The 24,666-nt window shown below is 64.7% G+C and carries 23 protein-coding genes; 17 read left to right on the top strand and 6 right to left on the bottom strand.

Going from position 1 to position 24,666, the window contains the following annotated elements:
- Positions 1-67 precede the first annotated feature (67 nt).
- From J2X38_RS09705 to J2X38_RS09695, 3 genes are all read left to right on the top strand, one after another.
- The gene (locus J2X38_RS09705; RefSeq protein ID WP_310253542.1) at positions 68-439 is read left to right on the top strand and encodes a tRNA-binding protein; all 372 of its coding nucleotides are present in this window, start codon (positions 68-70) and stop codon (positions 437-439) included.
- A 67-nt stretch (positions 440-506) separates the two neighbouring features.
- Positions 507-1,514 carry a hypothetical protein gene (locus tag J2X38_RS09700; RefSeq protein ID WP_310253540.1) on the top strand — a complete coding sequence of 336 codons (1,008 nt, stop codon included), beginning with the start codon at positions 507-509 and terminating at the stop codon, positions 1,512-1,514.
- Between the two features lie 53 nt (positions 1,515-1,567).
- Positions 1,568-1,975, top strand: coding sequence for an MAPEG family protein (locus tag J2X38_RS09695; protein ID WP_310253538.1), 408 nt, complete (start codon positions 1,568-1,570; stop codon positions 1,973-1,975).
- Here the strand turns inward: J2X38_RS09695 and J2X38_RS09690 are convergent.
- Positions 1,972-2,736 carry a cyclase family protein gene (locus tag J2X38_RS09690; protein WP_310253536.1) on the bottom strand — a complete coding sequence of 255 codons (765 nt, stop codon included), beginning with the start codon at positions 2,734-2,736 and terminating at the stop codon, positions 1,972-1,974. The genes J2X38_RS09695 and J2X38_RS09690 overlap by 4 nt on opposite strands.
- Before the next feature lie 110 nt (positions 2,737-2,846).
- Here J2X38_RS09690 and J2X38_RS09685 point away from each other — a divergent pair, with 110 nt between their 5' ends.
- Complete coding sequence (locus tag J2X38_RS09685; protein WP_310253534.1) at positions 2,847-4,472, top strand: MFS transporter; 1,626 nt, start codon at positions 2,847-2,849, stop codon at positions 4,470-4,472.
- Between the two features lie 43 nt (positions 4,473-4,515).
- Complete coding sequence (gene alr / locus J2X38_RS09680; protein ID WP_310253532.1) at positions 4,516-5,565, top strand: alanine racemase; 1,050 nt, start codon at positions 4,516-4,518, stop codon at positions 5,563-5,565.
- Positions 5,566-5,729: 164 nt separating this feature from the next.
- Here alr and J2X38_RS09675 read toward each other — a convergent pair whose 3' ends face one another.
- Positions 5,730-8,939 carry a TonB-dependent receptor domain-containing protein gene (locus tag J2X38_RS09675; RefSeq protein ID WP_310253530.1) on the bottom strand — a complete coding sequence of 1,070 codons (3,210 nt, stop codon included), beginning with the start codon at positions 8,937-8,939 and terminating at the stop codon, positions 5,730-5,732.
- Between the two features lie 493 nt (positions 8,940-9,432).
- Here J2X38_RS09675 and phaR point away from each other — a divergent pair, with 493 nt between their 5' ends.
- The 6 genes from phaR (at position 9,433) to J2X38_RS09645 (ending at position 15,715) form a co-directional block, all read left to right on the top strand.
- Positions 9,433-9,978 carry a polyhydroxyalkanoate synthesis repressor PhaR gene (gene phaR / locus J2X38_RS09670; protein ID WP_058538559.1) on the top strand — a complete coding sequence of 182 codons (546 nt, stop codon included), beginning with the start codon at positions 9,433-9,435 and terminating at the stop codon, positions 9,976-9,978.
- 43 nt (positions 9,979-10,021) lie between these two features.
- Complete coding sequence (gene proS, locus J2X38_RS09665) at positions 10,022-11,548, top strand: proline--tRNA ligase (RefSeq protein WP_310253527.1); 1,527 nt, start codon at positions 10,022-10,024, stop codon at positions 11,546-11,548.
- 71 nt (positions 11,549-11,619) lie between these two features.
- Positions 11,620-11,970: a DUF6152 family protein gene (locus tag J2X38_RS09660; RefSeq protein ID WP_310253526.1), complete on the top strand. Its 351-nt coding sequence runs from the start codon at positions 11,620-11,622 to the stop codon at positions 11,968-11,970.
- 10 nt (positions 11,971-11,980) lie between these two features.
- Complete coding sequence (locus J2X38_RS09655) at positions 11,981-12,466, top strand: DUF6644 family protein (protein ID WP_310253524.1); 486 nt, start codon at positions 11,981-11,983, stop codon at positions 12,464-12,466.
- A 153-nt stretch (positions 12,467-12,619) separates the two neighbouring features.
- Positions 12,620-13,348, top strand: a complete 729-nt coding sequence (locus J2X38_RS09650) for a hypothetical protein (RefSeq protein ID WP_310253522.1) — start codon at positions 12,620-12,622, stop codon at positions 13,346-13,348.
- A 48-nt stretch (positions 13,349-13,396) separates the two neighbouring features.
- The gene (locus J2X38_RS09645; protein ID WP_310253520.1) at positions 13,397-15,715 is read left to right on the top strand and encodes a VacB/RNase II family 3'-5' exoribonuclease; all 2,319 of its coding nucleotides are present in this window, start codon (positions 13,397-13,399) and stop codon (positions 15,713-15,715) included.
- 84 nt (positions 15,716-15,799) lie between these two features.
- Here the strand turns inward: J2X38_RS09645 and J2X38_RS09640 are convergent, their stop codons facing one another.
- On the bottom strand, positions 15,800-16,582 hold the full coding sequence (locus J2X38_RS09640; RefSeq protein ID WP_310253518.1) for a helix-turn-helix transcriptional regulator: 783 nt from the start codon (positions 16,580-16,582) through the stop codon (positions 15,800-15,802).
- A 117-nt stretch (positions 16,583-16,699) separates the two neighbouring features.
- On the opposite strand from J2X38_RS09640, the gene J2X38_RS09635 reads away from it, so the two are divergent.
- Complete coding sequence (locus tag J2X38_RS09635; protein ID WP_310253517.1) at positions 16,700-17,089, top strand: hypothetical protein; 390 nt, start codon at positions 16,700-16,702, stop codon at positions 17,087-17,089.
- Here the strand turns inward: J2X38_RS09635 and J2X38_RS09630 are convergent.
- Positions 17,086-17,541 carry a universal stress protein gene (locus tag J2X38_RS09630; protein WP_058538564.1) on the bottom strand — a complete coding sequence of 152 codons (456 nt, stop codon included), beginning with the start codon at positions 17,539-17,541 and terminating at the stop codon, positions 17,086-17,088. The genes J2X38_RS09635 and J2X38_RS09630 overlap by 4 nt on opposite strands.
- A gap of 160 nt (positions 17,542-17,701) precedes the next feature.
- Here J2X38_RS09630 and J2X38_RS09625 point away from each other — a divergent pair, with 160 nt between their 5' ends.
- From J2X38_RS09625 to J2X38_RS09605, 5 genes are all read left to right on the top strand, one after another.
- On the top strand, positions 17,702-19,045 hold the full coding sequence (locus J2X38_RS09625) for a pyruvate dehydrogenase complex dihydrolipoamide acetyltransferase (protein WP_310253510.1): 1,344 nt from the start codon (positions 17,702-17,704) through the stop codon (positions 19,043-19,045).
- Positions 19,046-19,136: 91 nt separating this feature from the next.
- Positions 19,137-19,511, top strand: coding sequence for an endonuclease domain-containing protein (locus tag J2X38_RS09620; RefSeq protein ID WP_310253509.1), 375 nt, complete (start codon positions 19,137-19,139; stop codon positions 19,509-19,511).
- A complete protein-coding gene (lpdA, locus tag J2X38_RS09615) occupies positions 19,504-20,901 on the top strand; it encodes a dihydrolipoyl dehydrogenase (protein ID WP_310253507.1) in 1,398 nt (465 codons plus the stop codon). The genes J2X38_RS09620 and lpdA overlap by 8 nt, the downstream gene beginning before the upstream one ends.
- Positions 20,902-20,994: 93 nt before the next feature.
- Positions 20,995-21,618 carry a phosphatase PAP2 family protein gene (locus tag J2X38_RS09610; protein ID WP_310253505.1) on the top strand — a complete coding sequence of 208 codons (624 nt, stop codon included), beginning with the start codon at positions 20,995-20,997 and terminating at the stop codon, positions 21,616-21,618.
- 73 nt (positions 21,619-21,691) lie between these two features.
- Positions 21,692-23,026 carry an amidohydrolase family protein gene (locus tag J2X38_RS09605; protein ID WP_310253503.1) on the top strand — a complete coding sequence of 445 codons (1,335 nt, stop codon included), beginning with the start codon at positions 21,692-21,694 and terminating at the stop codon, positions 23,024-23,026.
- Positions 23,027-23,029: 3 nt separating this feature from the next.
- On the opposite strand, the gene J2X38_RS09600 is transcribed toward J2X38_RS09605, so the two are convergent.
- The gene (locus J2X38_RS09600; RefSeq protein ID WP_310253501.1) at positions 23,030-23,809 is read right to left on the bottom strand and encodes a tyrosine-protein phosphatase; all 780 of its coding nucleotides are present in this window, start codon (positions 23,807-23,809) and stop codon (positions 23,030-23,032) included.
- A gap of 2 nt (positions 23,810-23,811) precedes the next feature.
- Positions 23,812-24,615 (bottom strand): crotonase/enoyl-CoA hydratase family protein, encoded by an 804-nt coding sequence (locus tag J2X38_RS09595; protein ID WP_310253499.1) that lies wholly within the window; start codon positions 24,613-24,615, stop codon positions 23,812-23,814.
- Between the last annotated feature and the right edge of the window lie 51 nt (positions 24,616-24,666).

Raw genomic sequence — 24,666 nt, 5'->3', positions numbered from 1 at the left:
GGCGGGAATCCAGCTAAAGCACGGATAAGCTGGATTCTCGCCTGCGCGGGAATGACGGAGGTTTGGAATGCACGTAAATCACAATGCGGGTGCGAGCGCCGCAAATGAAATCACCTTCAACGATTTCCTTCGCGTCGACATCCGCATCGGCACGATCGTCGAGGCCGAACCCTTCCCCGAGGCGCGCAAGCCCGCGTTCAAGCTGAAGATCGATTTCGGGCCCGCAATCGGAGTGAAGAAGAGCAGCGCGCAGATCGTCGACCGCTATGCGCTGGAAGAGCTTGCGGGGCGGCAGGTTGCCGCCGTCGTAAACTTCCCGCCGCGTCAGATCGGCAAGTTCATGTCCGAAGTACTGACGCTCGGCTTCGCCGATGAGGAAGGCGCGGTGATCCTGTTCGCGCCCGACCGCCCCGTTCCGAACGGGTCGCGCCTCTTCTGATCGTCTCGCCTGTTGCTCAGCCCCATTTCGCCGCTAGGCTGGTGCAAAGAAACAGGGGAGAGCGACGATGAACCCACTGAAAGCCGCCTTCTTTGCGGCTGCTTGCGCGACGCTGCTGCCCGTATCGGCCGCGGCCGAGGCCGAACCGCGGCGCGAATATGATGTCCAGCTGACCCGCGACCTCGTCTACGGCCGCGCCCCGATAGACGCCTCGAAGGCTCGGCCGCGCGACCGCGACCTGCTTGTCGATGTCTATCGCCCCGTCGCCGACGGCAAGCCGCTCACGAACCGCCCCGCGGTGATCATGGCGTTCGGCGGCGCTTTCCATCGCGGCGACAAGGGCGAGGAGCGCTTTACCGAGGATGGCGCGCAGGACAGTTCGATGGCCGATTATTGCCGCCGCTTCGCGCGCGATGGCTATGCCTGCTTTTCGATCGATTATCGGCTGACGCCGGAGGACCCCGGCCTCGCGAAACCCGTCGACGAAAAGAAGCTCGTCCCGAAGTCGGTGAACCTGTCACCCGCCGCCACCGCGCGCATCGAAATCGTGCGCCAAAGGATGGGCTTGCCGCCGCTCGACGATCAGGCGCGCGACCAATATTGGCGCAGCATCCTCGCCGCCGCCGAAGATATGGCGATGGCGACCGAATTTGTCCGCGGTCACGCTGGCAAGTACGGCGTCGATGCCGACCGCATCGCGCTTGGCGGCTTTTCGGCGGGCGCGATCACCGCGCTCAACACCGCTTATGGCATCGGCGTTCCGGTCAAGGCGGTGTTCGCGCTGTCGGGCGCCGTCGGCGGCTATAACCCGTCCCAAACCGTCCAGCCGGGCATGCCGCCGGCGCTCTTCTTTGTCGGTCAGAACGATCTGGAGGGCATCCAGGCGGGAACGCGCTTCGCGGTCAAGGCGCTGACCGACAAGGGCATCGCCGCCGAGACCGCGTGGGTGCCGGGCTTCGGCCATTTCTATCCGATGGGCGCGGTCAGCCTGGGCAGCGACGTCAGCCGCACGCCGGTGGAGACGCGCATCCTCGCATTTCTGGAGGCCAGGCTGGGCAACAAGCCACGCGAATAGCCAACCGGCGAACGACCGGCTAGGCTGGGCGCGGGAAACAGGGGAGAGGGACCATGACTTTACCGGTAACCGCGTTCGTGGCCGCCATTTGCGCGCTGCTGCTGCTTGCGACTGCGATCGATACGGTGCGCCAGCGGCTGCGCTTGAAGGCTGCGTTCGGCGATCACGGCGACGCGAAGCTCATCAGCGCCAGCCGCAGCCACGGCAATCTGGCCGAATATGCGCCGATCACCATCATCCTGCTCGGCTTGCTGGAGACGGCGCGCGCCAATCATATGGCGCTTATGGTCATCGGCGCGATTTTCCTCGTCGGCCGCGTAGCGCATGTGATCGGGCTCTATACGCCGTCCGAGCCGGGGAAGGCGCCGCTGGGGCGCCAGGTCGGCGTCGCTGCGACCTTTGGCACATTGCTCATACTCGGCCTCTGGACGTTGTGGATGCTGGCGACGACGAACCTTTAGTCGATCAGCGCCACCGCGCGGATCCATCCCGCGCTCGCGCGCTCGATCTTCACCGGAAAGCAGCTGAAGGTGAAACCCGTCGCCGGGATCGCGGCCAAATTGGTGAGCTTCTCGATCTGGTAATAGGGCCGGATGCGCCCCGCCTTATGGCCTTCCCAGATGATCGACGGGTCGCGCGTCTCGGCCCAGCGTTTCGCGGTGTGGCTGAACGGCGCGTCCCAGCTCCATGCATCGGTGCCGACGACCTGCACGCCGCGTGTCGTCAGGTACAGCGTCGCCTCGGCGCCCATGCCGCAACCCTGATCGGTGAAATTGTCGGTACCATAGACTGCCCCCGACTCGACGAGCACGATGTCGAACGGCTTGAGGTCGTGCCCGATCCGCGCCAGCTCGGCCTCGACCTCACCGCCGCTCACGACATGGCCGTGCGGCCGATCCGAAAAATCGAGTTTCACCCCGGGACGGAAGAAGAGGTCGAGCGGCGCTTCGTCAATCGACGGGGCGGGCGACGCGCCGCTGTCGGTCGTCGAATGATAATGCCAGGGCGCGTCCATATGCGTGCCGTTGTGCGTGCTCAGCGACAGCATCTCGACCGCCCAGCCTTCGCCGTCGGGCAAATCCTCTCGGGTCAGCCCGGGGAAGAACATCGCGATCTGCTCCCACGTGTTCTCATGGGTCATATAGGTGATGTTGGGGCGCATCACCGGCGGGTCGGACACGACGTCGTTGGTGATCGGTATCGAAAGGTCGATGAACTGCATCACCGCATCCTGCCACCGGAATGACGCTACGCCAAGAAGGCTTGCGCGGCGGCGCTTGCCCGGTAGAGAAGGGCGAAAGCCCCATGCAATACGGGGTGGGGGAGAGCCTGATGACCGAGAGTGCCGCCGCCGGACCCGGCGCCGTTTACGAACCGACCGCGAAGGACATCCGCATGGTCATCGCCGCCTCGTCGGCGGGCACGGTGTTCGAATGGTATGATTTCTTCATCTACGGCACGCTCGCGGCGATCATCGGCAAGGCTTTCTTTCCCAGCGACAATGCGACGCTTGAAACGCTGCTCGTCTGGGCGGGGTTCGCGGTCGGTTTCGGTTTCCGTCCGCTCGGCGCCGTCCTCTTCGGTTTCCTTGGCGACCGCCTCGGACGCAAATACACCTTCCTCGTCACCGTCACGCTGATGGGCATCGCGACCGCGGGCGTCGGGATGATCCCGTCGGCCGCCACCATCGGCATCGCCGCGCCGATCATCGTCATCCTGCTCCGCGTGCTGCAAGGGCTCGCGCTCGGCGGCGAATATGGCGGTGCGGCGGTCTATGTCGCCGAACATTCGCCGCCCGGAAAGCGCGGCTTCTACACCAGCTTCATCCAGGCAAGCGTCGTCGGCGGGTTCGTGCTCAGCTTGATCGTCGTGCTCGGCTGCAAGGCGCTGATGCCCGACGCCATCTGGCAAAGCTGGGGCTGGCGCGTGCCCTTCCTCCTCTCGATCATCCTGCTTGTCATTTCGCTCTGGATGCGCCTCAAACTGTCCGAAAGCCCGGTGTTCCAGGCGATGAAGGCGGAAGGCGAGCTTGCGAAGAATCCGCTCAAGGAAAGCTTCACCTACCCCGGCAACCCACGCCGCATCTTTATCGCGCTGTTCGGCATCGCCGCCGGCCTCACCGTCATCTGGTACACGGCGATGTTCTCGGGCCTGTCGTTCCTCAAAGGGCCGATGAAGGTCGAGGACACCGCCGCCGAAATCATCGTCGGCTGCGCCGCCGCGGTGGGTATGGGCTTCTTCATATGGGCGGGACGCCTCTCCGACCGCATCGGGCGCAAGAAGCCGATCGTCTGGGGTTATGGCGTTACGCTGGTACTGCTGTTCCCGCTCTTCTGGTGGATGGGCAGCGTCGCCAACCCCGCGCTGTCCGCCGCCGCCGAACGCGCACCGGTGACCGTCACCGGCTCGCAGTGCAGCTTCGACCCGTTCGCGCAGAAGCAGGAAACCGCATGCGGCCGGACGCTGGGCGAGCTGACGAAACTGGGCGTTCCCTATACCGTCGCCCAAACCGATAGCGGCTTCGACAGCGTCAAGATCCGCATCGGCGACCGCGAAGTCGCGAGCGAAGATCCCGCGCTTCTGCAGCCCGCGCTCGAGGCGATGGGTTATGACTTCGCCAAGCAGATCCCGAGCATCGCCAGCATCGCCGTGATCTTCCTCGCCTTGCTCGGCCTCAGCGCGCTGTCGGGTTTCACCTATGGCCCCGTCGCGGCGCTGCTGTCCGAAATGTTCCCGCCGCACGTCCGCTATTCGTCGCTGTCGATCCCATACCATCTCGGCACCGGATATTTCGGCGGCTTTCTGCCGCTGATCGCGAGCTTCATCATCGCGAAGACCGGCAATGCCTATTCAGGCCTGTGGTACACCTGGGGCGTCGTGCTCGTCGCTTTTCTCGTCACCGCCTTCATGCTCAAGGACCCGGTCGAGGGGCAGTGGGACAAGCCGGCGCCCCGCTGATCACCCCATTGGCGCAGCCCGCGAAGCTGTATAGGGGCGAGGCATGATCCACGTCCCATCGCCGCTCCGCCTCCGTCTCGACAGCAATGCCCTCATCGCCAACTGGCGCTGGCTGGCCGGCCAGAGCGGCGGTGCTGCGTGCGGCGCCGCGATCAAGGCCGACGGCTACAGCCTTGGCGCGCGGGCCGTAATGCAGCACCTCACCGCTGCGAGCTGCCGAGACTTTTTCGTCGCGACCTGGGCCGAGGCGGCGGCATTGATGCCCTTGCCCGAAGGCGTATCGCTGTCGGTGCTGCACGGCGTCGGGGCGAGCGACATGGTCGCGGCGCGCACCCTCCCGGTGCGCCCCGTGCTGAACAGCGTCGAACAGGTCGCGCGCTGGCGCGAAGCGGGCGAGGGACGTCCGTGCGATGTGATGGTCGATACCGGAATGAACCGCCTCGGCCTGCGCATCGACGAGGTGCTGGGCGGCGCGCTCGACGGGCTTGCCATCGAAACGCTGCTCAGCCATCTGGCGTCGGCCGACGAGGACAGCGATCAGAATGCGCGGCAACTCGCGGCATTCCAAGCCATTCGGGAAGCTGTTCCCGCGCGGCGATACAGTCTCGCCAACAGCGCGGGCATCTGCCTGGGCTCCGACTATGCGTTCGACCTGACGCGTCCCGGCATCGCGCTTTACGGCGGAACGCCGCGCGGCGAAGCGCAGGGTCATATTCGCCAGGTCGTTTATCCCGAGACGCGCGTGCTGCAGCTACGCACGGTGCGCAAGGGCGAAGCGGTGGGCTATGGCGCGACCTGGACCGCGCCGCGCGACAGCCGGGTCGCGGTCGCCAATATGGGCTACGCCGACGGCTATCTGCGTTGTCACGCCGGGGCGGGCGGCGGTGCGTCATGGCAAGGAAATGCGCTGCCGCTGATCGGCCGCGTTTCGATGGACCTCATCGCCTTTGATGCCAGCGACGCCGGCGCGATCGGCGAGGGCGATTGGCTTGCGCTCGATTACGACCTGCCATCGGCGGCCGCGCGCAGCGGCTTGTCGCAATATGAGTTGCTGACCGGACTTGGCATCCGGTTCGCGAGGCTGTGGAGCTAGCTCCCCCAACCGCGCGGCTCTTCGCGCCGCACAGCGATATCGTTAAGGCATAGCCGCATCGCGCAACGGACCGTTGGCGCGGCGCGCTGCATTCTCCGTCCTGCCTAAGAAATGGGGGACGAGAGCAAGCTCTCGTCCCCCGAATTCTGCGACAGGTTGAGCGATCAGAAGCGAGCGCGGGCACCTGCATAGAAGCTGCGGCCACGGAAGCCGTAGATCGCGCTACCCGCGCCCGTTGCGGTCGAACCGTACGGCGGCATCTTGTCGAGGACGTTGTCGACACCAGCATAGAAGTTGATGTTCGGACCGCCCGACGACTTGTTGACGTCCCATTCGAAACGCAGATCGTGGTAGAAGACGCGCGGGTATTTATCGACATCGGCATAGTCGATGTTCGCCGGCGGCAGACCGTTCAGTTCGTTCAGGTTCTCATAGGTGTCGAGGTACATCGGCCCGATGTAGCGCATCCGGTATCCGAAGGTGAACGGACCGACGCCCAGGTCGACGTCCCAGCGGAACTCGTCCTTCGGATCGCCCAGTTCGCCGAGAAGACGGTTCTCGAAGTCCGGGTTCACCGAGTCCTGAAAGTTGCTGATCGTCAGATTGTGCGTGTAGATCAGGTTCGTGTTCAGGCTGACATCGTCGGTCAGGGCTGTACGATAGGCAAGGTTGACGTCGATACCCTCGCGCTTGCGGCGGGCGAAGTTCAACGGCGCCACGATCAGCGAGTTGGTCACAATACGACCCGGCTGATCGCCATTGACCGGAGCATTGGTCAGGTTGCGGCTGAACTGACGGCAGAACACATTGTCGAGCGACGCCGAGTCATAGCAGCTGTTGAGGATCTGCTGCGCCGTCAGCGACGTGATGATGCCGTCCACCGTGATGTCGTAATAGTCGACCGACAGGTTCAGACCCGGGATGAAGCGCGGCTGGATGACCACGCCATAGGTGTAGGAATCCGAGGTTTCCGCGACCAGGTTCGGGTTGCTGCCGCTGACGATGCCGAGCGACTGGTTGACGTCGGTGAGCAGGCCGAGCTGCGCGCCCAAAGCGGCCGTGCAGTTGGTGTTACGGATGCCCGTACCGCGCTGCCCCGGGTTGCAGGGATCGGTGATCGTCTGGAAGTTCGGAACCAGCGGGAATGCCGTTTCCGAAACGTTCGGGGCGCGAACCGCGCGGCTGTAGTTGGCGCGGAAGCGGACATCCTCGATCGGCGCATAGTCGATGCCGGCGTTGTACGAATAGACCGTGCCGACATTGCCCTGATACTTCGCGACACGACCCGCGCCGCTGAGCGTCAGTTCATAGGCGAAAGGCACTTCCTTCAGCAGCGGAAGCTGGATTTCGCCATAGGCTTCCTTCACCTCGAAGGGCTTCGGACGGAATGACGGGATCGAAACGCCATTGGTGTAGCCACCGGTGACGAACGGATCCTGCTCGTAGAACGCCCGCTCGTTGCGGTATTCGGCGCCGATCGCGAAGCGGACCGGGCCGCCCGGCAGGTTGAAGAACCCGCTGGTGTCGCCCGCGACAAAGCCCGACGCGATGAACTGCGACAGCCCCGACGACGCGGTGAAGGTGCGGCTGAAATAGTCGATCGCACCGCTGTTATCGAGGCCGCCAAACGGATTGTAAGGCACGCAAGCCGCGATATCGGCAGCAAGGCGGTTCTGGTTGACGACCGGGTCACCGAAGCTGGCGTTCTGGAACCGGACGGCCGAAGCGGGGTCGAACTGCGCACGGCACTGGATCGCGCCGGTGACGGGGTTACGGCCCGCGTCCAGCGAAAGCATGAACCGCTGGCGGTCGATGAAGCCCGTGGTGGTCACGTCTTCGCGGAACTTGCCGTAGTTCATCGACAGTTCGTAGTTCCAGTCATCGTTGAACGTGCCGCGGAGGCCGCCAACAACGCGCCAGGTATCGCGCTGGAACTTTTCGTCACGAATGCCGACGTCGAGCAGCGAGCGCGCGAGGACGAAGCGGTACGACCCATCGGCGATCGCGGCGCGATCTGCTGCGCTGAGGTTGCCGCCGGCGGGACAGGTGACCAGAAGGTCGGTCCGGCAGCCCGAAGCCGAGATCAGATTGGCCAGGGTCGTGCGGTCCGCGGGGTTCAGGAACGGGTTATCGAGGCGCGTGCGCTCGCGATAATCGAACTGCTGCAGCGTGCCCTGGATGCCGGCCGGACCAGCGTTGTTGCCGAGTGCGTTGACGCGGTTCCACTTGGCTTCGAGGAACAGTTCCGACTGCTCATTGACCTCGAAACGCGCCAGCATGTTGAAGTTGTAGCGTTCGGTGAACGGAAGCACCGAAAGCAGCTTGCCTTCGCGGCCCGTCTGGCCGTTGCCGCCGGCAATGCCGCCGAGAATGCCCGCACCGTAACGCGACCCCGTCTGCGGGACCAGGCGGCCTTCGTTGGTGAAGATATAGGTGCAGTTGTACGGCGTGCCGAGGCTGTTCGGGCCGCCGTTGTTGGCCAGCGTGCCGTTACCGCAGGCTGCGCCCGGGGCGTTGCGCTGGTTGATCGGAACAAGCCCGTTGAAGTGGATGGTCGAGCTGCGGATGTCGCGGATGAAAACGCGATCCGGGAAGCCGTCACCGCCATTGACGATACCGGCGCCGGCGTCGCCGTCGATCACACCGAAGGCATCCTGACGCTGGAACGCCGGGATGTCCGATGCGAACACGCGATCCTGGCGCGAATATTCGCCATGCAGCGTCACGTTGCCGCGGCCTTCGGCGAAATTCTTGCCGTACATGGCCGAGAAATACTGGTTGCCGCCGAAGCCTTCTTCGGAAATGCCGCCCTGGGCGCGGAGCTGGAGACCGTCATAGTCGCGGCGCAGGATGAAGTTGACGACGCCCGCGATCGCGTCCGAGCCGTAAATCGCCGAATTGCCGCCCGTGACGATGTCGACGCGTTCGATCAGGTCGTTCGGGATGGTATTGACGTCGGGCGACACGGCATTGTTCAAAATGTCGGCGGGAACGTGGCGGCGGCCGTTGACCAGGACCAGCGTGCGCTGGGTGCCGAGGCCGCGAAGATCGAGCAGGTTAAGACCCGCGATACCGATGCCGAGGCCCGGGTTCTGCTGGGCGAACGTGCTGCGCAGCTGGGGCAGGTCGTTCAGGGTGTCGCCGATGTTGGTCTGACCCTGCTGGAAAAAGCTTTCACCGGTGATCGAGGTGATCGGCACGGTCGATTCGAGGTTCGGACGGCGGATGCGCGAGCCGGTGACGACAATCGTCCCTTCCGAAGCCGCTTCGGCGCTTTCGTCCGCAGCAACGGCCTCTTGTGCCATCGCGGGCATCGCGCTGAACAAAGCAAGAGTCAGGGCAGAGCCCCGCACCAGCAGGCTAGTCTTTTTCATGGTGTATTTCCCCGGTTGGCCGTTCAAAAAATTGGAGAGAACGGATTGCACGCTAGAAAGACGCAAATTTTCGGCGGCACAAGCTTTTGATGTAAATTTTCTGACAGTGGGGAGACTCCGATGCGGCGCTGTGCCATTTTTGCAACACGGCACGCAAGGGCGAGCGCCTGGCGTTTGGAATCAAAGTGCTAGTTCGAGAAACGAATGAGCCAAAACAGCGACTTGAAGCAAAAAAAATACCAGAGATTTGATTACGATTGAAACGAAATTGCGTAGAGGCGGGTCAGCCGTCACGAGATCGGTTAGCAAGCCAAAAAAATTCTAACCGACGGATCTGGAGCGCAGGGTTCGGAAGAAGAATCGGTTCTTTCACGCGAAAGGCTGCGAATCCGCGCATGTTGCGATGCATCATTATTTGATGCTAATGCGGGGGCTTCGAATGTCCGGGCGGCGCGGTCGCCATTGCACCGGAATATAGGGAGCGCAGGTCAAGATGGCGAAGTCCAGGGCGGGGGCGACGGAAGATGACGTCGTCACGATCAAGAAATACGCCAACCGGCGGCTCTACGACACCGAGCGCAGCTGCTACATCACGCTCGAGGATCTGGGCACGATGGTCCGCGACGGCCGCGATTTCCGCGTCGTCGATGCGAAGAGCGGCGACGACATCACGCACAATGTCCTGACGCAGATCATCATGGACGAGGAAACGCGCGGCGAAACGCTGCTGCCGGTCAATTTCCTGCGCCATCTGATCGGGATGTACGGCGACAAGATGCAGTCGATGGTGCCGCAATATCTCGAAGCCTCGATGACCGCCTTCCGCAAGAACCAGCAGGACGTCCGCTCGGCGCTCGAAGGCGCGCTGGGATCGAACCCGCTCGCCGAATTGACGCGCCGCAATATGGAGATGTTCCAGCAGGCCGCTGGAGCATTCATCCCGGGCGCCGGCGGCGGCGGCAAGGCCAAGGATGCCGAAATCGCCGCACTCAAGGCCGAAGTCGCCGAACTCAAGGCCGCGCTCGCCAAGAAGAATTAATCGGGCCGCCACGGCGCCCCAGCTACGGAAAATACGGAATATCATGGTCAAACATGCGCTCAGCGTAACCCGGCAGGCCGACTTCGCGGCCTGGTATCAGGATGTCATTGCCGAAGCCGATCTGGCCGAGGAATCGGGCGTGCGCGGCTGCATGGTCATCAAGCCGTGGGGCTATGGCATCTGGGAACGCATCCAGACGGTGATGGACGCAGCGATCAAGGATGCCGGGGTTCAGAATTGCTATTTCCCGCTCTTCATCCCGTTGAGCTTCTTTGAGAAGGAAGCCGACCATGTCGATGGTTTTGCTAAGGAAATGGCGGTCGTCACGCACCACCGCCTGATTCAAGACGGCAAGGGCAAGCTGATTCCCGATCCCGAAGCGAAGCTCGAGGAACCGCTGATCGTCCGCCCGACTTCGGAGACGGTGATCGGCGCCGCAATGAGCCGCTGGGTGCAGAGCTGGCGCGACCTGCCGCTCAAGGTCAATCAGTGGGCCAATGTCGTGCGCTGGGAAATGCGCACGCGCATGTTCCTGCGCACCAGCGAATTCCTGTGGCAGGAAGGCCATACCGCGCACGCCGACAAGGCCGACGCGATGGCCGAGACGCTGCGCGCGCTCGAAATGTATCGCGCCTTTGCCGAGGATGTGCTCGCGATGCCGGTGATCGCCGGCGAAAAGCCCGAGAATGAGCGCTTCCCGGGCGCCGTTGCGACCTATTCGATCGAGGCGATGATGCAGGACGGCAAGGCGCTGCAGGCCGGCACCTCGCACTATCTTGGCACCGGCTTCGCCGAAGCCGCGAACATCCGTTACCAGGACAAGGACGGCGGCCACAGCCTCTGCCATACAACGAGCTGGGGCACGTCGACGCGCATGATCGGCGGCGTCATCATGACGCATGGCGACGACGATGGCCTCCGCTGCCCGCCGCGCATCGCGCCGCACCAGATCGTGATCGTGCCGATGCTCCGCGACAATGAAGAGGACGCCGCGATCCTCGACTATTGCCGCGACCTCGAAAGCCAGCTGAAGGCGCTCAATGCGTTTCGCGAGCCCGTGCGTGTGCTGCTCGATGCGTCCGCGAACAAGGCGCAGACCAAGCGCTGGGGCTGGGTCAAGAAGGGCGCGCCGATCATCGTCGAAATTGGGCCGCGCGACGTCGCCGGCGGCAATGTCGCGGTGATCCGCCGCGACCGGCTGTACAAGGACGACGGCAAGCTCAATTCGGCGTTCGTCGCCAAGGGCGACTTCGTGGCCGAGGCGGTGGCGACGCTGGAAGATATCCAGTCGAGCCTCCACGCCGAGGCAAGGGACCGCCTGCATGCGAACATCCGCCGCGACGTCACCGACCTGAAGGCGCACTTCGCCGGCGACGACAAATTTGTCGGCTGGGTCGAGGTGCAGTGGTCGCGGCCGAGCGGCGCGGCGCTCGACGACATCGTTGCCCAGCTCAAGGCGCTCAAGCTGACGATGCGCAACACACCGCTCGAGGCCGCCCCCGCCGACGGCGCCTGCTTCTTCACGGGCGAGCCCGCAGTGGAGCGCGTGCTGATCGGGCGGACCTACTGAGCCCGGTCGCCCTTGCGCCAAGGGCGCCGCGCCTTTAGCCTTCGTGCCGAGGGGCTCGAAGGAGACTGTCGATGCGCTTTTCCCTGTTGATCGCGGCGGCGACGCTTGCCTTCGCCGCGCCTCCCGCCGCGGCCCACCATGGCTGGTCGTCCTATGACGAGACCAAACCGGTCACCCTGACCGCGTCTTTCACCGAATTGTCGTGGGGAAACCCGCATGGCAGCGCGAAGATGCGCTGGCAGGGCAAGGTCTGGGACGTCATATTGGCGCCGGTCGGCCGCATGGAAACGCGCGGACTGACGCGCGCGGAGATCGAGCCCGGCAAACGCCTTCGCCTGACCGGCTATCTTCGGCGCGACGGCACCGCCGAAATGCGGGTCGAGCGCGTGATGGTCGGCAAGAAGACAGTCGAGCTCCGCTGAGCGAGGCCGCATGGAGCCCGTCCTCACCGCCGCAGCGGCGTGGCTCGACACGACCGGCATCGGGCCGTGGTCGCGCGGATCGGCGCTAGTCTATCCCATTGCCAATACGCTGCATCTCCTGGGCCTTGTCATGCTGGTCGGTGGAATCGGCGTCGTCGACCTGCGGATCGTGGGTTTATGGCAGCGGCTGCCGGTGGCGGAGCTGTCGCGCGCGCTGACGCCGGTTGCCCTCGCCGGACTGATCCTGATGGTGGCCAGCGGCGTGATCCTGTTCGCCGCGGATGGCGCTGCGCTGGCACGGTCGGCTATTTTCGAACGAAAATTGATCATCGTCATCGCGGCGCTGGCGAACGCGGCCGCCTTTCGGCGGGTCTGGAACACGCACATCACCCGCTGGACCGATGGGGCGCCTCGCGCAGCACGGGTGATGGCGGGGACATCGCTGCTCCTGTGGCTCGCGGCGGGCGCGTCGGGCCGCTGGATCGCCTATGGCTGACATAGGGCGAACCTACTGAGCGATCGCGCGGCACGGCCGTGAAAACGGTTCGGCGCCTGTCATTAATCTGGTAGGATGCGGCGGCAAGGATCGGGCGATGAACCCGGCCTGCGTCGGGCGCATCCTATTAGATTTTTGACAGGGGAAAAGGTCATGAAACGACAGATTGCCGGATCGTCGATCATCGCAGCGATGTTGCTTGGCAGCATCGCGCCCGCCGCGGCCAAGCCGCCTTCGGACATATCCGACCTGCCCGGTTCGCGCGCCGCGGGCGCGGAAACCGCGATGGAATCGCGCGGATATGAAATGACGAAGACCAGCGGCGGCGCGCAATATTGGTGGAACAGCGGGACAAAGACCTGCGTCAGCGTCGTCGTCTCCAACGGACGCTACGCGAACGTCGACAAGACCGATTCCAGCAACTGCGGCCATGGCGGGGGCGGCAGTGCAGCGGCAGCCGTCGGCGCGATTGCAGCGGTCGGCCTGATCGCGGCGCTCGCCAGTCACAAGAAGAAGCATGGCGATGGCGACGCCAACCACGACAGCGAATATTCGCGCGGCTACAACGATGGTCTCTATGGCGGTCAATATGACCGCAGCGACAGCGAAGGCTATCACGACGGTTTCATGGCGGGTGAGGCGGAAGCGTCCAATCGCCGCGCCGCGAACCGCAGCTATGCCCGCGGTGGCCCCGACGCGGCCCGCGCCGCATGCGAACGCCGCGCCGATCAATATCAAAATGCCCCCGGCGGCAGCAGCGTCGCGGTCAGCCAGCGCAGCAGCGGCGGCGGCAATTATGTCTTCACGATGGCGACCGGCCATTATCGTTCGACCTGCACGGCTTCGTCGACCGGCCAGGTCATCGACATTTCGCCCTATTGATCGGTGCATGGGGGTGACGGACCGACCGTTACCCCCTATCCGCAGGCAATGGCCCGAAAACAATATCACGGACTGCCTAGTCCTGAGCAAATCCTTCGCTTCATCGAAGAGAGCAAGGAGGCGGTCGGCAAACGCGAGATCGCCAAGCATTTCGCGCTCCACGGCAACGACAAGATCGCGCTGAAGGCGCTGCTCAAGGACATGACCGACGAGGGGCTGGTCGACCTGGCGCCCGGACGCGCGTTCCACAAGCATGGCGGGCTGCCGCGCGTCACCGTGCTGCGCGTCGCGGCGATCGAGGGCAGCAATGTCTGGGCGGTGCCCGAGCGCTGGGAAGCCGCCACGCCCGCGCCGCGCCTGCGCGTGATCGAGCAGGGACGCAAAGGCGCGCTCGGCGTCGGCGACCGCATCCTCGCGCGTACCGAGGAACGCGGCAGCGGCCATGTCGCGCACCCGATGAAGCGGCTCGAAGCCGGCGGCGAGACGGTAATCGGCGTGCTCGTCGAGGATATGGGTCCGGGCGGCAAGCCGATCCTGTGGCTGCGCCCCGCCGACAAGCGCGCGCGCTACGACTTCGCCGTCGCCGACAAGGGCGATGCCAATGTCGGCGACCTCGTACGCGCCGAACTGACCGGGCGTGGCCCCGCGATCAAGGCGAAGGTCGTCGAGCGCCTTGGCGATCCCTTTGCGCCGCGTGCCCTCAGCATGATCGCGATCGCGCGGCATGAAATCCCGCATGTCTTCGGCGCCGAAACACTCGCCGAGGCCGAAAGGGCGGCGAAGCTGCCGCTCACCCCCGAAGGCCGCGAGGATTTGCGCGACCTGCCGATCGTCGCGATCGACCCGATCGACGCGCGCGACCATGACGACGCCGTCTGGGCGATCCCCGATGACGACAGCTCCAACAAGGGCGGCTTCCGCGCGATCGTCGCGATCGCCGATGTCAGCTATTATGTCCGCCCCGACGGCGATCTCGACCGCGAGGCGCGGCGGCGCGGCAACAGCGTCTATTTCCCCGACCAGGTCGTGCCGATGCTGCCCGAGACATTGTCCGCCGGCGTCTGCTCGCTGAAGGCGGGGCAGGACCGCGCGGCGATGGCGTGCCATCTCGTCATCGACAAGCATGGCAAGGTGACGTCATGGCGCTTCACCCGCGCGCTCGTGCGGCTGCGTGCGAACATCGCCTATGAGCACGCGCAGGCGGCTTATGACGCCGATGCGCCGCGTGCAGAATGGGACGCCGATGTGCTCCCGACGCTCAAGAATTTGTGGGCCTGCTGGGCGCTGCTCGCCAAGGCGCGCGCCGCCCGCGCACCGCTCGATCTCGACCTGCCCGAGCGCCAGGTCATCCTCGACGAGGCGGGCGGCATCGCCGAAATCCGCGTCCGCGACCGGCTCGATTCGATGCGGCTGATCGAGGATTATATGATCGCGGCGAACGTCGCGGCGGCGAAGGCGCTCGAGGCGAAGAAGTCGCCGGTGATGTACCGCATCCACGAGCCGCCGAGCCGCGAAAAGCTCGTCAGCCTCAAGGATTATCTTGAAACCTTCGAACGGAGCTTCGCGCTCGGGCAAGTGATCACCCCCGCGGTCTTCAACCGCCTGATCGACGGCTTTTCCGAAGACGACCGGTTGCCCGAAATCATGCAGGCGATCCTGCGCAGCCAGACGCAGGCTTATTACGGCCCCGCCAACGCCGGCCATTTCGGCCTCGCGCTCGGCAGCTACGCGCATTTCACGTCGCCGATCCGCCGCTACGCCGATCTCGTCGTCCACCGCGCGCTCGTCGACAGCTATAAACTCGAAGTGCCCGGCAAGCCCAAGGATCTGCCCACCCGCACCGGGCTGGGCGAGGCCGACGCCAAGGGGCTATCGCGCATCGGCGAGACGATCAGCGCGCTCGAACGCCGCGCGATGGAGGCCGAGCGCGAAACCGTCGACCGCTATGTCGCGGCCTATCTGTCGACCAAGAAGGGCGAGATCGTCGCGGCGCGCATCACCGGGGTGCAGCCCTTCGGCTTCTTCGCGACGGTCGACGGGCTCGGCGGCGACGGGCTGGTGCCGGTTTCGACACTCGGCAGCGAACGCTTCTTCTACGACGAAGCCGCGCGCAGCCTCGACAGCGAGCATGGCCGCGTCAGCTTCACGACCGGCCAGCGACTCGATCTGCGGCTGATGGACGCAAACCCGATCAGCGGCGCCTTGCGTTTCGAACTTCCCGATGCGCCCGAAGGCGGCTTCCGCAATCGCCCTCCGCGCCGCGACGGGGTGAAAGCGAAGGGCACCGGGAAAGACGGGGCCGGCAAGCATATGGTCGGCAAACGCGGGCGGCCCGCGAATATCAAGCACAAGGGGCGAAAACGCTAAACCCTTTCGCCATTCCCGCGAAAGCGGGAACCCGGCAGCAACGTCAGACTGGGTTCCCGCTTTCGCGGGAATGACGAAAATAGGTTATCGTGCAGCCAGCTTCCGCAACAACGCCGCGCTTTCCGCATCCGCCGGGAAAAACGCCTCGATCGCGAGCTCGGACAAGGTGATATCCACCGGCGTTCCGAAGATCGTCACGGTCGACACGAAAGAAATCCGCCCTGCGATCGTGTCGAGGATCAGCGGCACCGCGATGCCGTTCACATGCCCTCCGCCATTGTCGTTCGCCTCGACCGCATAACCTGCGAGTTCCTCGCGCAGCGCGATCAGCCCGGCATCGGCGCTCGCCTCGATCTGCAGGTCGAGCCGGTGGAGGATATGCGCGCGCCATTCGGCATGGTTGACGATCTGCGGCGCCAGCCCCTCGGGGTACAGCGCGATGCGCAGCACATTGACCGGCGGCGCGAGCAGGGCGGGGGAGACCTGTTCGATCAGGACCGCGATCGCCTCGTTCGCCGCAATCATGTTCCAGTGCCGGTCGACCGCGAGCGCAGGGTAGGGCTCGTGCCCCTTCAGCACATGCTCGACGATCGCCCGCATCCCGGCCATTTCGTCGCTGTCGAGCGGCCGCTCCTGATAGTCGGGGGCATAACCCGCCGCGAGCAGCATGGCATTACGCGCGCGGTGCGGCACGTCGAGGCAGTCGGCGATCCGCTGCAACATCTGTGCGCTCGGCTTCGACCGCCCCGTCTCGATAAAGCTCAGATGCCGCGTCGAAATCTCGGTATCGAGCGCGAGGTCCATCTGGCTCATCCGGCGGCGGGTGCGCCATTCGCGCAATTGCTCGCCCAGCGTCGCGACTTGCATGATCGTCTCCTTCGTCCGGAGAGCTATACCTCCGCCTTCCGCATTTCCATTACCTCCGGCGTAATCGACGCCATTCACTTTCGAGTCCAGTTTGAGGAGGTCGAAAGGAGAACCCATATGTCGATCCTCAACCTGAAGAATATCCTCGTCGCCGACGCCCTCACCTGCGGAGGCGTTTTTGCCATCGGCCTGTTCGCCGCCGCGCCGGTCGGTGCTCTGCTCGGGCTGCCCGCAAATATCGTCGCGATCGGCGGCTGGATCTGTCTCGCCGCCGCGCTGCTGATGATCGTCGCCGCGCGGCAGGCGGTGCCGAATCCGGCGCTGGTCAAGCTTATCGCGATCGGCAATCTCGGCTGGGTCGCGGCGAGTTTCGCGGTCGTCGCGACCTTTGCCGCGCAGATGACCGGCCTCGGCATCGCGGTCGTCGTGGCGCAAGCCTTTGGCGTGCTCGGCTTTGCTATCCTTGAATGGAAAGACGCGGGCGCGCCGCGCAGCCTTGTCGTCTAACTCAGCGCATCGAGCCGGGCGATATCGATCCCGCCCGGCACCAGCATCACCGGACAGGGAAGCGTCCCCGCATCCTGTCCGGTGAAATGCGCGACCAGCGGCCCCGGCGCGCCGCTCGCTGCCGTCGCCAGCACCAGCGCCGCGATCTCGTCGCTCGCGCCGATCACTTCGCGCACCACCTCGGCGGGTTTGCCCGACTTCACCATGATCTGCGGCGTGACGCCCGCTTCTTGCACCACCGCATCGGCGGCAGCGGCCACCAGTTCCTCGGCATGCTCGCGCGCCTCGGCCTCGATCGTCGCCTGGACGCCCCCGAACGCGACGAAATCCTGCGGCGGAATAATCGCCAGCACCATCACGCCGCCGCCCGTCCGCGCGGCGCGGCGCGCGGCAAAGCGCAGCGCCAGCGTCGCCTCCGGGCTGTTGTCGATCACCACCAGATATGTCCGCATCGCCCCGACCCCTCGTGTTTTTGCTTGGGGCAAAGAGTGCGTCACATTCGTATGAAACGCAAGTTGGCCCGCTAGACCTTGACCGACGCAGGGCTTATGGCGAGGAAGAATCCGTAGCGGCAGGCCCACGCCTGCAAGACTGACAGGGACAAGCCTGAATATGCCAATCGAACTCAAAATGCCCGCTCTCTCGCCGACGATGGAGGAGGGCACCCTTGCCAAATGGCTGGTCAAGGAAGGCGACACGGTCAAATCGGGCGACCTGCTCGCCGAGATCGAGACCGACAAGGCGACGATGGAGTTCGAAGCGATCGACGAAGGCGTCGTCAGCCAGATTCTCGTCGCCGAAGGCACCGACAATGTGAAGGTCGGCACCGTCATCGCTGTGATCGCGGGTGAGGGTGAAGACGCATCGAGCGCGAAGGCGGCTCCGGCGCCGGCACCAGCCGCGCCCGCGGCTCCCGCCGCTGAACCGAAGGCCGAAGCGCCAGCGCCCACCAAAGACGTCGCCCCCGCGCAGGCGGGGGCCGCTAGCCAAAGTGCGCCCACGCCAACGGCCCCCGCCTCCGCGGGGGCGACGGACAAGGGCGACCGCATCAAGGCAAGCCCGCTTGCGAAGCGCCTCGCTGCCGAACGCGGAATCGACCTCTCGACCGTCACGGGCACCGGCCCCGGCGGCCGCATCGTCAAGGATGATCTCGGCGGCGCATCGGTCGGTACGCCCACAGCACCTGCTGCGGCGCCGAGCGCGGCTGCTCCCGCCGCCGCTCCGGCAGCGGCTCCCGCAACCGCCGGCGCCATCCCCGATTTCGGCATCCCGCACGAGGATGAGAAGCTCAGCGGCATGCGCAAGACGATCGCGCGCCGTCTGACCGAGTCGATGCAGCAATCGCCGCACATCTACCTCACCGTCGACATCCGCCTCGACGCGCTGCTCAAGCTCCGCGGCGAGCTCAACGCCAGCCTCGAAAGCCGCGGCGTCAAGCTCAGCGTCAACGACATGCTGATCAAGGCGCTCGCGGTCGCGCTCGAACGCGTCCCCGCGTGCAACGTCTCGTTCGGCGGCGACGTGATGCGCCAGTATAAGCGCGCCGACATCTCGGTCGCGGTCAGCATTCCCGGCGGCCTGATCACCCCGATCATCGTCGATGCCGGCGGCAAGTCGATGTCGAAAATCTCGACCGAAATGTCCGAGCTCGCGGCAAAGGCGAAGGAAGGCAAGCTCCAGCCCAACGAATATCAAGGCGGCACCGCCTCGATCTCGAACATGGGCATGATGGGGATCAAGCAGTTCACCGCGGTGATCAACCCGCCGCAGGGCATGATCATGGCGATCGGCGCGGGCGAGAAGCGGCCTTATATCGTCGACGACGCGCTCGCGATCGCGACCGTGATGTCGGCCACCGGCAGCTTCGACCACCGCGCGATCGACGGCGCCGACGGCGCGCTCTTGATGAAGACCTTCAAGGAACTGGTGGAGAACCCGCTGGGGCTGGTGGCGTAAAATGCCCAACGCGGCCCATAGCCCCTCTCCCCTTGCGGGAGAGGGGTTGGGGAGAGGGGGGCGGCCTGTCGCACTCGCAAGAGCGAAGCGCATGCGATCCGAGCCGACAGATGCAGAGCGAGCATTGTGGCAGCTCCTGCGCGCCAAGCGGTTCTCGGGTTACAAGTTCAAACGCCAGGTTCCAATCGACCGCTATATCGTTGACTTCATTTGCTTCACTCATCGCCTGATTATCGAGGCGGATGGGTCACAACATGCAGAGAACACCTACGACGAAGCGCGCGATTCATATCTTTCTCGTCAGAATTTCCGTATTTTGCGCTTCTGGAACAACGACATTCTAACCAACACCGAGGGCGTAAGCGAAGCCATATGGGCGGCGCTGCAGGACGAAGCATCCACCCCCTCTCCCCAACCCCTCTCCCGCAAGGGGAGAGGGGCTTTAGAAGGAGCCCATAATGGCTGATACCAATTACGACCTCATCGTCCTCGGTTCGGGACCCGGCGGCTATGTCGCGGCGATCCGCGCGGCGCAATTGGGCCTGAAAACCGCGATCGTCGAGCGCGAGAATCTCGGCGGCATCTGCCTCAACTGGGGCTGCATCCCGACCAAGGCGCTGCTGCGCTCGGCAGAAATCTATCATTATATGCAGCATGCCGGCGACTATGGCCTCGTGGCGGCGCAGATCAGCGCCGACATCGACGCGGTCGTGAAGCGCAGCCGCGGCGTCGCGAAGCAGCTCAGCCAGGGCGTCGCCTTCCTGATGAAGAAGCACAAGATCACCGTCCATATGGGCGAGGGCAAGCTGACCGCGCCGGGCAAGCTCGAGGTGAAGGGCGAGAAGGGCACCGAAACCCTTTCCGCCAAGAATATCATCGTCGCGACCGGCGCCCGCGCCCGCGACCTGCCATTCGCGCCCGCCGACGGCAAACGCATCTGGACCTATCGCCACGCGCTCGTCCCGCCCGAAATGCCGAAGAAGCTGCTCGTCATCGGATCGGGTGCGATCGGGATCGAATTTGCGAGCTTCTACAGCGACATGGGCGTCGATGTGACCGTCGTCGAAATGCTCGACCGCCTCGTTCCCGTCGAGGACGCGGATGTCTCGGCCTTCCTCGAAAAATCGCTCAAGAAACAGGGCATGACGATCTTCACCGGCGCCGGCGTCGAGGAACTGAAGGCGACCGCAACCGGCGTCATCGCGAAGATCAAGACCAAGGACGGCAAGACCGAAAGCGCCGAGTTCACCCACGCGATCGTCGCGATCGGTATCGTCCCGAACACCGAGAATATCGGGCTCGAAGCTTTGGGCGTGAAGACGACCAAGGGCCATATCGACACCGACCCGATGTGCCGCACCAACGTCCCCGGCATCTGGGCGATCGGTGACGTCACCGCGCCGCCGTGGCTCGCGCACAAGGCGATGCACGAATCGGTGATTTCGGTCGAGGCGATCGCGGGCAATCACCCGCACGCGATGGACCCGCGCAACATCCCCGGCTGCACCTATTGCCGCCCGCAGATCGCCAGCGTCGGCCTGACCGAAGCGAAAGCCAAGGAACTCGGTTACGAGGTCAAGGCCGGCACCTTCCCCTTCATCGGCAACGGCAAGGCGATTGCCTTGGGAGAATCCGAGGGTTTCACCAAGACGGTGTTCGACGCGAAGACCGGCGAATTGCTCGGCGCGCATATGATCGGCGCCGAGGTCACCGAGCTGATCCAGGGCTATACGATCGGCAAGACCGCCGAGCTCGTCGAGGATGATTTCATCGGCACCGTCTTCCCGCATCCGACGCTCAGCGAAACGATGCACGAGGGCGTGCTCGCGGCGTTCGGACGGCCGCTGCATATTTGATCATTCTCGTCACCCCCGCGAAGGCGGGGGTCCCGCTTTACCAGCACAAGGAAGCGGGATTCCCGCCTTCGCGGGAATGACGAAGGAGGAATTGTGAGCGCCGAATCCTATCGCTTTCCCGCCATCGCAGCCGCGCTCCTCGCCGCCGTCATCCTGCTCGGCCTCGCAGTCGGTGCCGGTTGGACGCAGGGCATCGACTGGCAAATCTCGCACAGCCTCGCGATCCGCGTCGACGAACGCGACCCCGCCTTCATATCCTTCATGCAAGGCGCAAGCTGGATCGGCGGCGGCACGCCGCGCTGGGTTATCGTCATTCTGCTGTGCGGGCTCGTCTGGCACTGGTGCGGCCCGCGCTGCGCCGTCGCACTCGGCGGCGCGTCGCTGCTATCGAACCTTGCCTCCAGCCTGCTGAAGCTCGGCTTCGGCCGCGCGCGGCCCGACCTGATCGATCATCTCGACCATCAGACAAGCTATTCCTACCCCAGCGGCCACGCGACGAGCGCCGCGACCGTTTACCTGCTCCTCGCCTGGCTCGCGCCGCCGCGCTGGCGCCCCTATGCCTGGACGCTCGCGGCGGCGATGATCATCCTCAACGGCTTCTCGCGCATCATGCTCGGCGTCCATTGGGCGAGCGACATCGCCGGCGGCACGATGCTCGGCACCGCCTTCGCGCTGCTTGGCGCCTGGTGGGTGGCAAGGCACAGGGCGGCCGCCTGACGCATTTTCCGCTGTCCTATTTTGCGGCGGTTTGCCATCTAGTTTGCGGGCACCAACAACAGGCGGGGTAAACATGCAATCGCGAGTGAAGTTAGGCAGTTTTCTGCGAGGAATCGCTTTGGGCTCGACGGCGCTTTTTGCCGCGTCAATCGCCCCTGCAAAGGCACAGGACACGGCCGGACAGACCGTCATCACCGCCGCGCGATACCTCGACGTGCTGACCGGCAAGACGGTCGAATACCCCGCAATCTTCGTCGGCGCCGACGGCCGCATCACGAACATCGCCGACGCACGCACGGTGCGCTGGGGATCGAACGTCAAACATATCGACCTCGGCGACAAGACGCTCGTCCCGGGCCTGATCGACATGCACGTCCATCTCGACGGCCCCGCCGACATCGGCGGCTATCGCGGGCTCGAGTTCACCGACAGCTTCTGGGGCATGACCGCGGTCAAAAATGCGAACGACATGCTCGGCGCGGGCTTCACCACCGTGCGCAACGTCGGGTCGGACAATCGCAACGACATCGGGCTGAAGCAGGCGATCGACGCCGGTTATGCGACGGGCCCGCGCATCGTTCCTGCGGGCTATGCGCTCGGCGCGACCGGGGGGCATTGCGACAGCACCTTCCTGCCGCCCAGCCTCGAAAAGAAGGACGGCAAGGAAGAGGGGATCGGCGACACGCCCGAGGAACTGCGCTTTCAGGTTCGCCGCCAGCGCAAATATGGCGCCGAGGTGATCAAGGTTTGCGCCACCGGCGGGGTCTTTTCGCGCAACACCGAGCCCGGCCAGTTGCAGGTTTCCGAAAAGGAGCTCGCCGCGATCGCCGACGAAGCGCATCAATGGGGCCTTCGCGTCGCCGCGCACGCGCATGGTGCCTCGGGCATCCGCGCCGCGATCGCCGCGGGCATCGACACGATCGAGCATGTCAGCCTCGTCGACGACGAAGGCATCCGCATGGCGCTCGCGCGCAAGCAGCCGGTGTGGTTCTCGATGGACATCTACAACACCGAATATACGCAGGCCGAAGGCGCGAAGAATGGTGTGCTCGAGGATAATCTGCGCAAGGACCGCGAAGTTGCGCAGATCCAGCGCGACAATTTCCGCAAAGCGGTGAAGGCCGGCGTGCGCATGGTGTTCGGTTCCGATGCGGGCGTGATGCCGCACGGGCAGGTCGGCGGCCAGTTCCGCGTCATGGTCGAATATGGAATGACCCCGCTGCAGGCGATCCAGGCCGCAACGAAAAACGCCGCCGAGGCGCTGGGCCGCGAGAAGGACGTCGGCGCGATCGCGATCGGGCGCTACGCCGATATCGTCGCGGTCGATGGCAATCCGCTGACCGACGTGCGCCAGCTCGAAAGCGTCGACGCGGTGGTGAAGGGCGGGGTGCTCGTCAGGGGCAAATAGCCCCTACAGCACCAGCCGGTCGACGATCGCCTCGCGCATTTCGGGGGTGAAGTTCAGCACCGCCTCGGCATAGGTCGGGATATCGCCATGGTCGCGCCGCACCGTGGCGAGCGCGGCGTCGAGATAGGCTGGGTTGACCGACATCAGCGCGCGGATCGCATCGTCGTGGATTTCGGCGCCGTAACGCGAGCGGATATGCGCCGCGCCCTGCGCGATGCGTTCCTCGATCTTGCCCGCGGTGTTGGTGAGGAGATAATCCTGCATCAGGTCGTCTTCATGGACCCCGAGCAGCCGATGAACGATCGCGACGGCAAAGCCGGTGCGGTCCTTGCCCGCAACGCAGTGGACAAGGCTGGGCGCATCATATTCGGCGAGCGCCGCCAGATAGAGCCGGAGCGTCGCGACGAGCGCGGGGCGATAGGGCATGCCGGCATAGGTATCGATCATCCGCTCGCGCGCCGTCTCGACGTCGATCGTCCCGCCCGCCGCCTGCAGATGCGGTGCGAGGCCCGCGGTTACGCCGCCCGCGAACAGCACGCGCGCCGAGAAAGTCTCGGAGCGCCGGCACGGATGTAACTCGCGCTCGTCATCGCCGCGCAAGTCGATCACCGTCTCGAGCCCCAGCGCATCGAGTGCGTCCAGATCAGCGTCGGTCGCCGCTTCATGGTGCGCCGAGCGCCACAGCGTCCCGTCGCGCAGCCGCCCGCCGCCCTCGACGGCATAGCCGCCATAATCGCGGAAATTGTGGACGCCGGCCAGTGGCAGGACTCGCTCGGCAATCATCATCATTCTCCTGTAAACACCGGGGGACGCTTTTCGACGAAGGCATTGATCGCCTCGCGGTTATCCGCGGTTTCATGGACGATCGCCTGATAGGCTGCACTCAGTTCCAAAATATCGCTCATCCGGCTGTGCTGCGCCTCGCGCAGCAGGCGTTTCGTCAGACGCAGCGCGCGCGGCGGGTTGCAGACGATCCGCTCGGCAATGGCGATTGCACGGTCGAGCAGTTCCGCATCGGGCACGACGTCCGTGACCAGACCATATTCCTTTGCCTGCACCGCGTCAAAGCGGTCCCCGGTCAGGAACAGCTCAGCGGCGCGCGGATAGCCGAGTATCTTCTGGAGCAACCACGCCCCGCCGTCGCCGGGAACGATCCCGACCTTGATAAAGCTGCACGCGAATTTCGCGCTCTCGGCGGCGATGCGAATATCGCAGGTACAAGCAAGATCGCAGCCGAGACCGATCGCATGGCCGTTGACCGCGGCGATCATCGGCACCTCGCAATCCATCAGCGCGCGGATTACCGCCTGCACGCCCTTGCGGTAATTGGCACGCGTGGAATCGGGCTGGTCGAGCACGCCGATGCCGGTGCGGTCCTGCATGCCTTTCAAATTTCCGCCGGCGCTGAACGCCTTGCCGCTGCCGGTCAGGATGATCGCGCTGACGCTGCGGTCGTCGCCGAGGGTGCGCAGCGTGTCGATGATGTCCTGGCAATCTTCGTGGGTGCCGATCGCATTCATGCTCTCGGGCTTGATCATCGTCAGGATCGCGATCTTGCCCCGCCGCTCGACACTCAGAAATTCGCCCATCTTCAATTATCCTTTGCTGACTAACCAAAGCTATTGCATGGCTGGTGCGAC

It is taken from the genome of Sphingopyxis sp. BE235 (assembly GCF_031457175.1).
Classification (GTDB): Bacteria; Pseudomonadota; Alphaproteobacteria; order Sphingomonadales; family Sphingomonadaceae; genus Sphingopyxis.
Note: the sequence above shows the minus strand (reverse complement) of the source record. Positions and strands in the feature narration are given on the sequence as shown.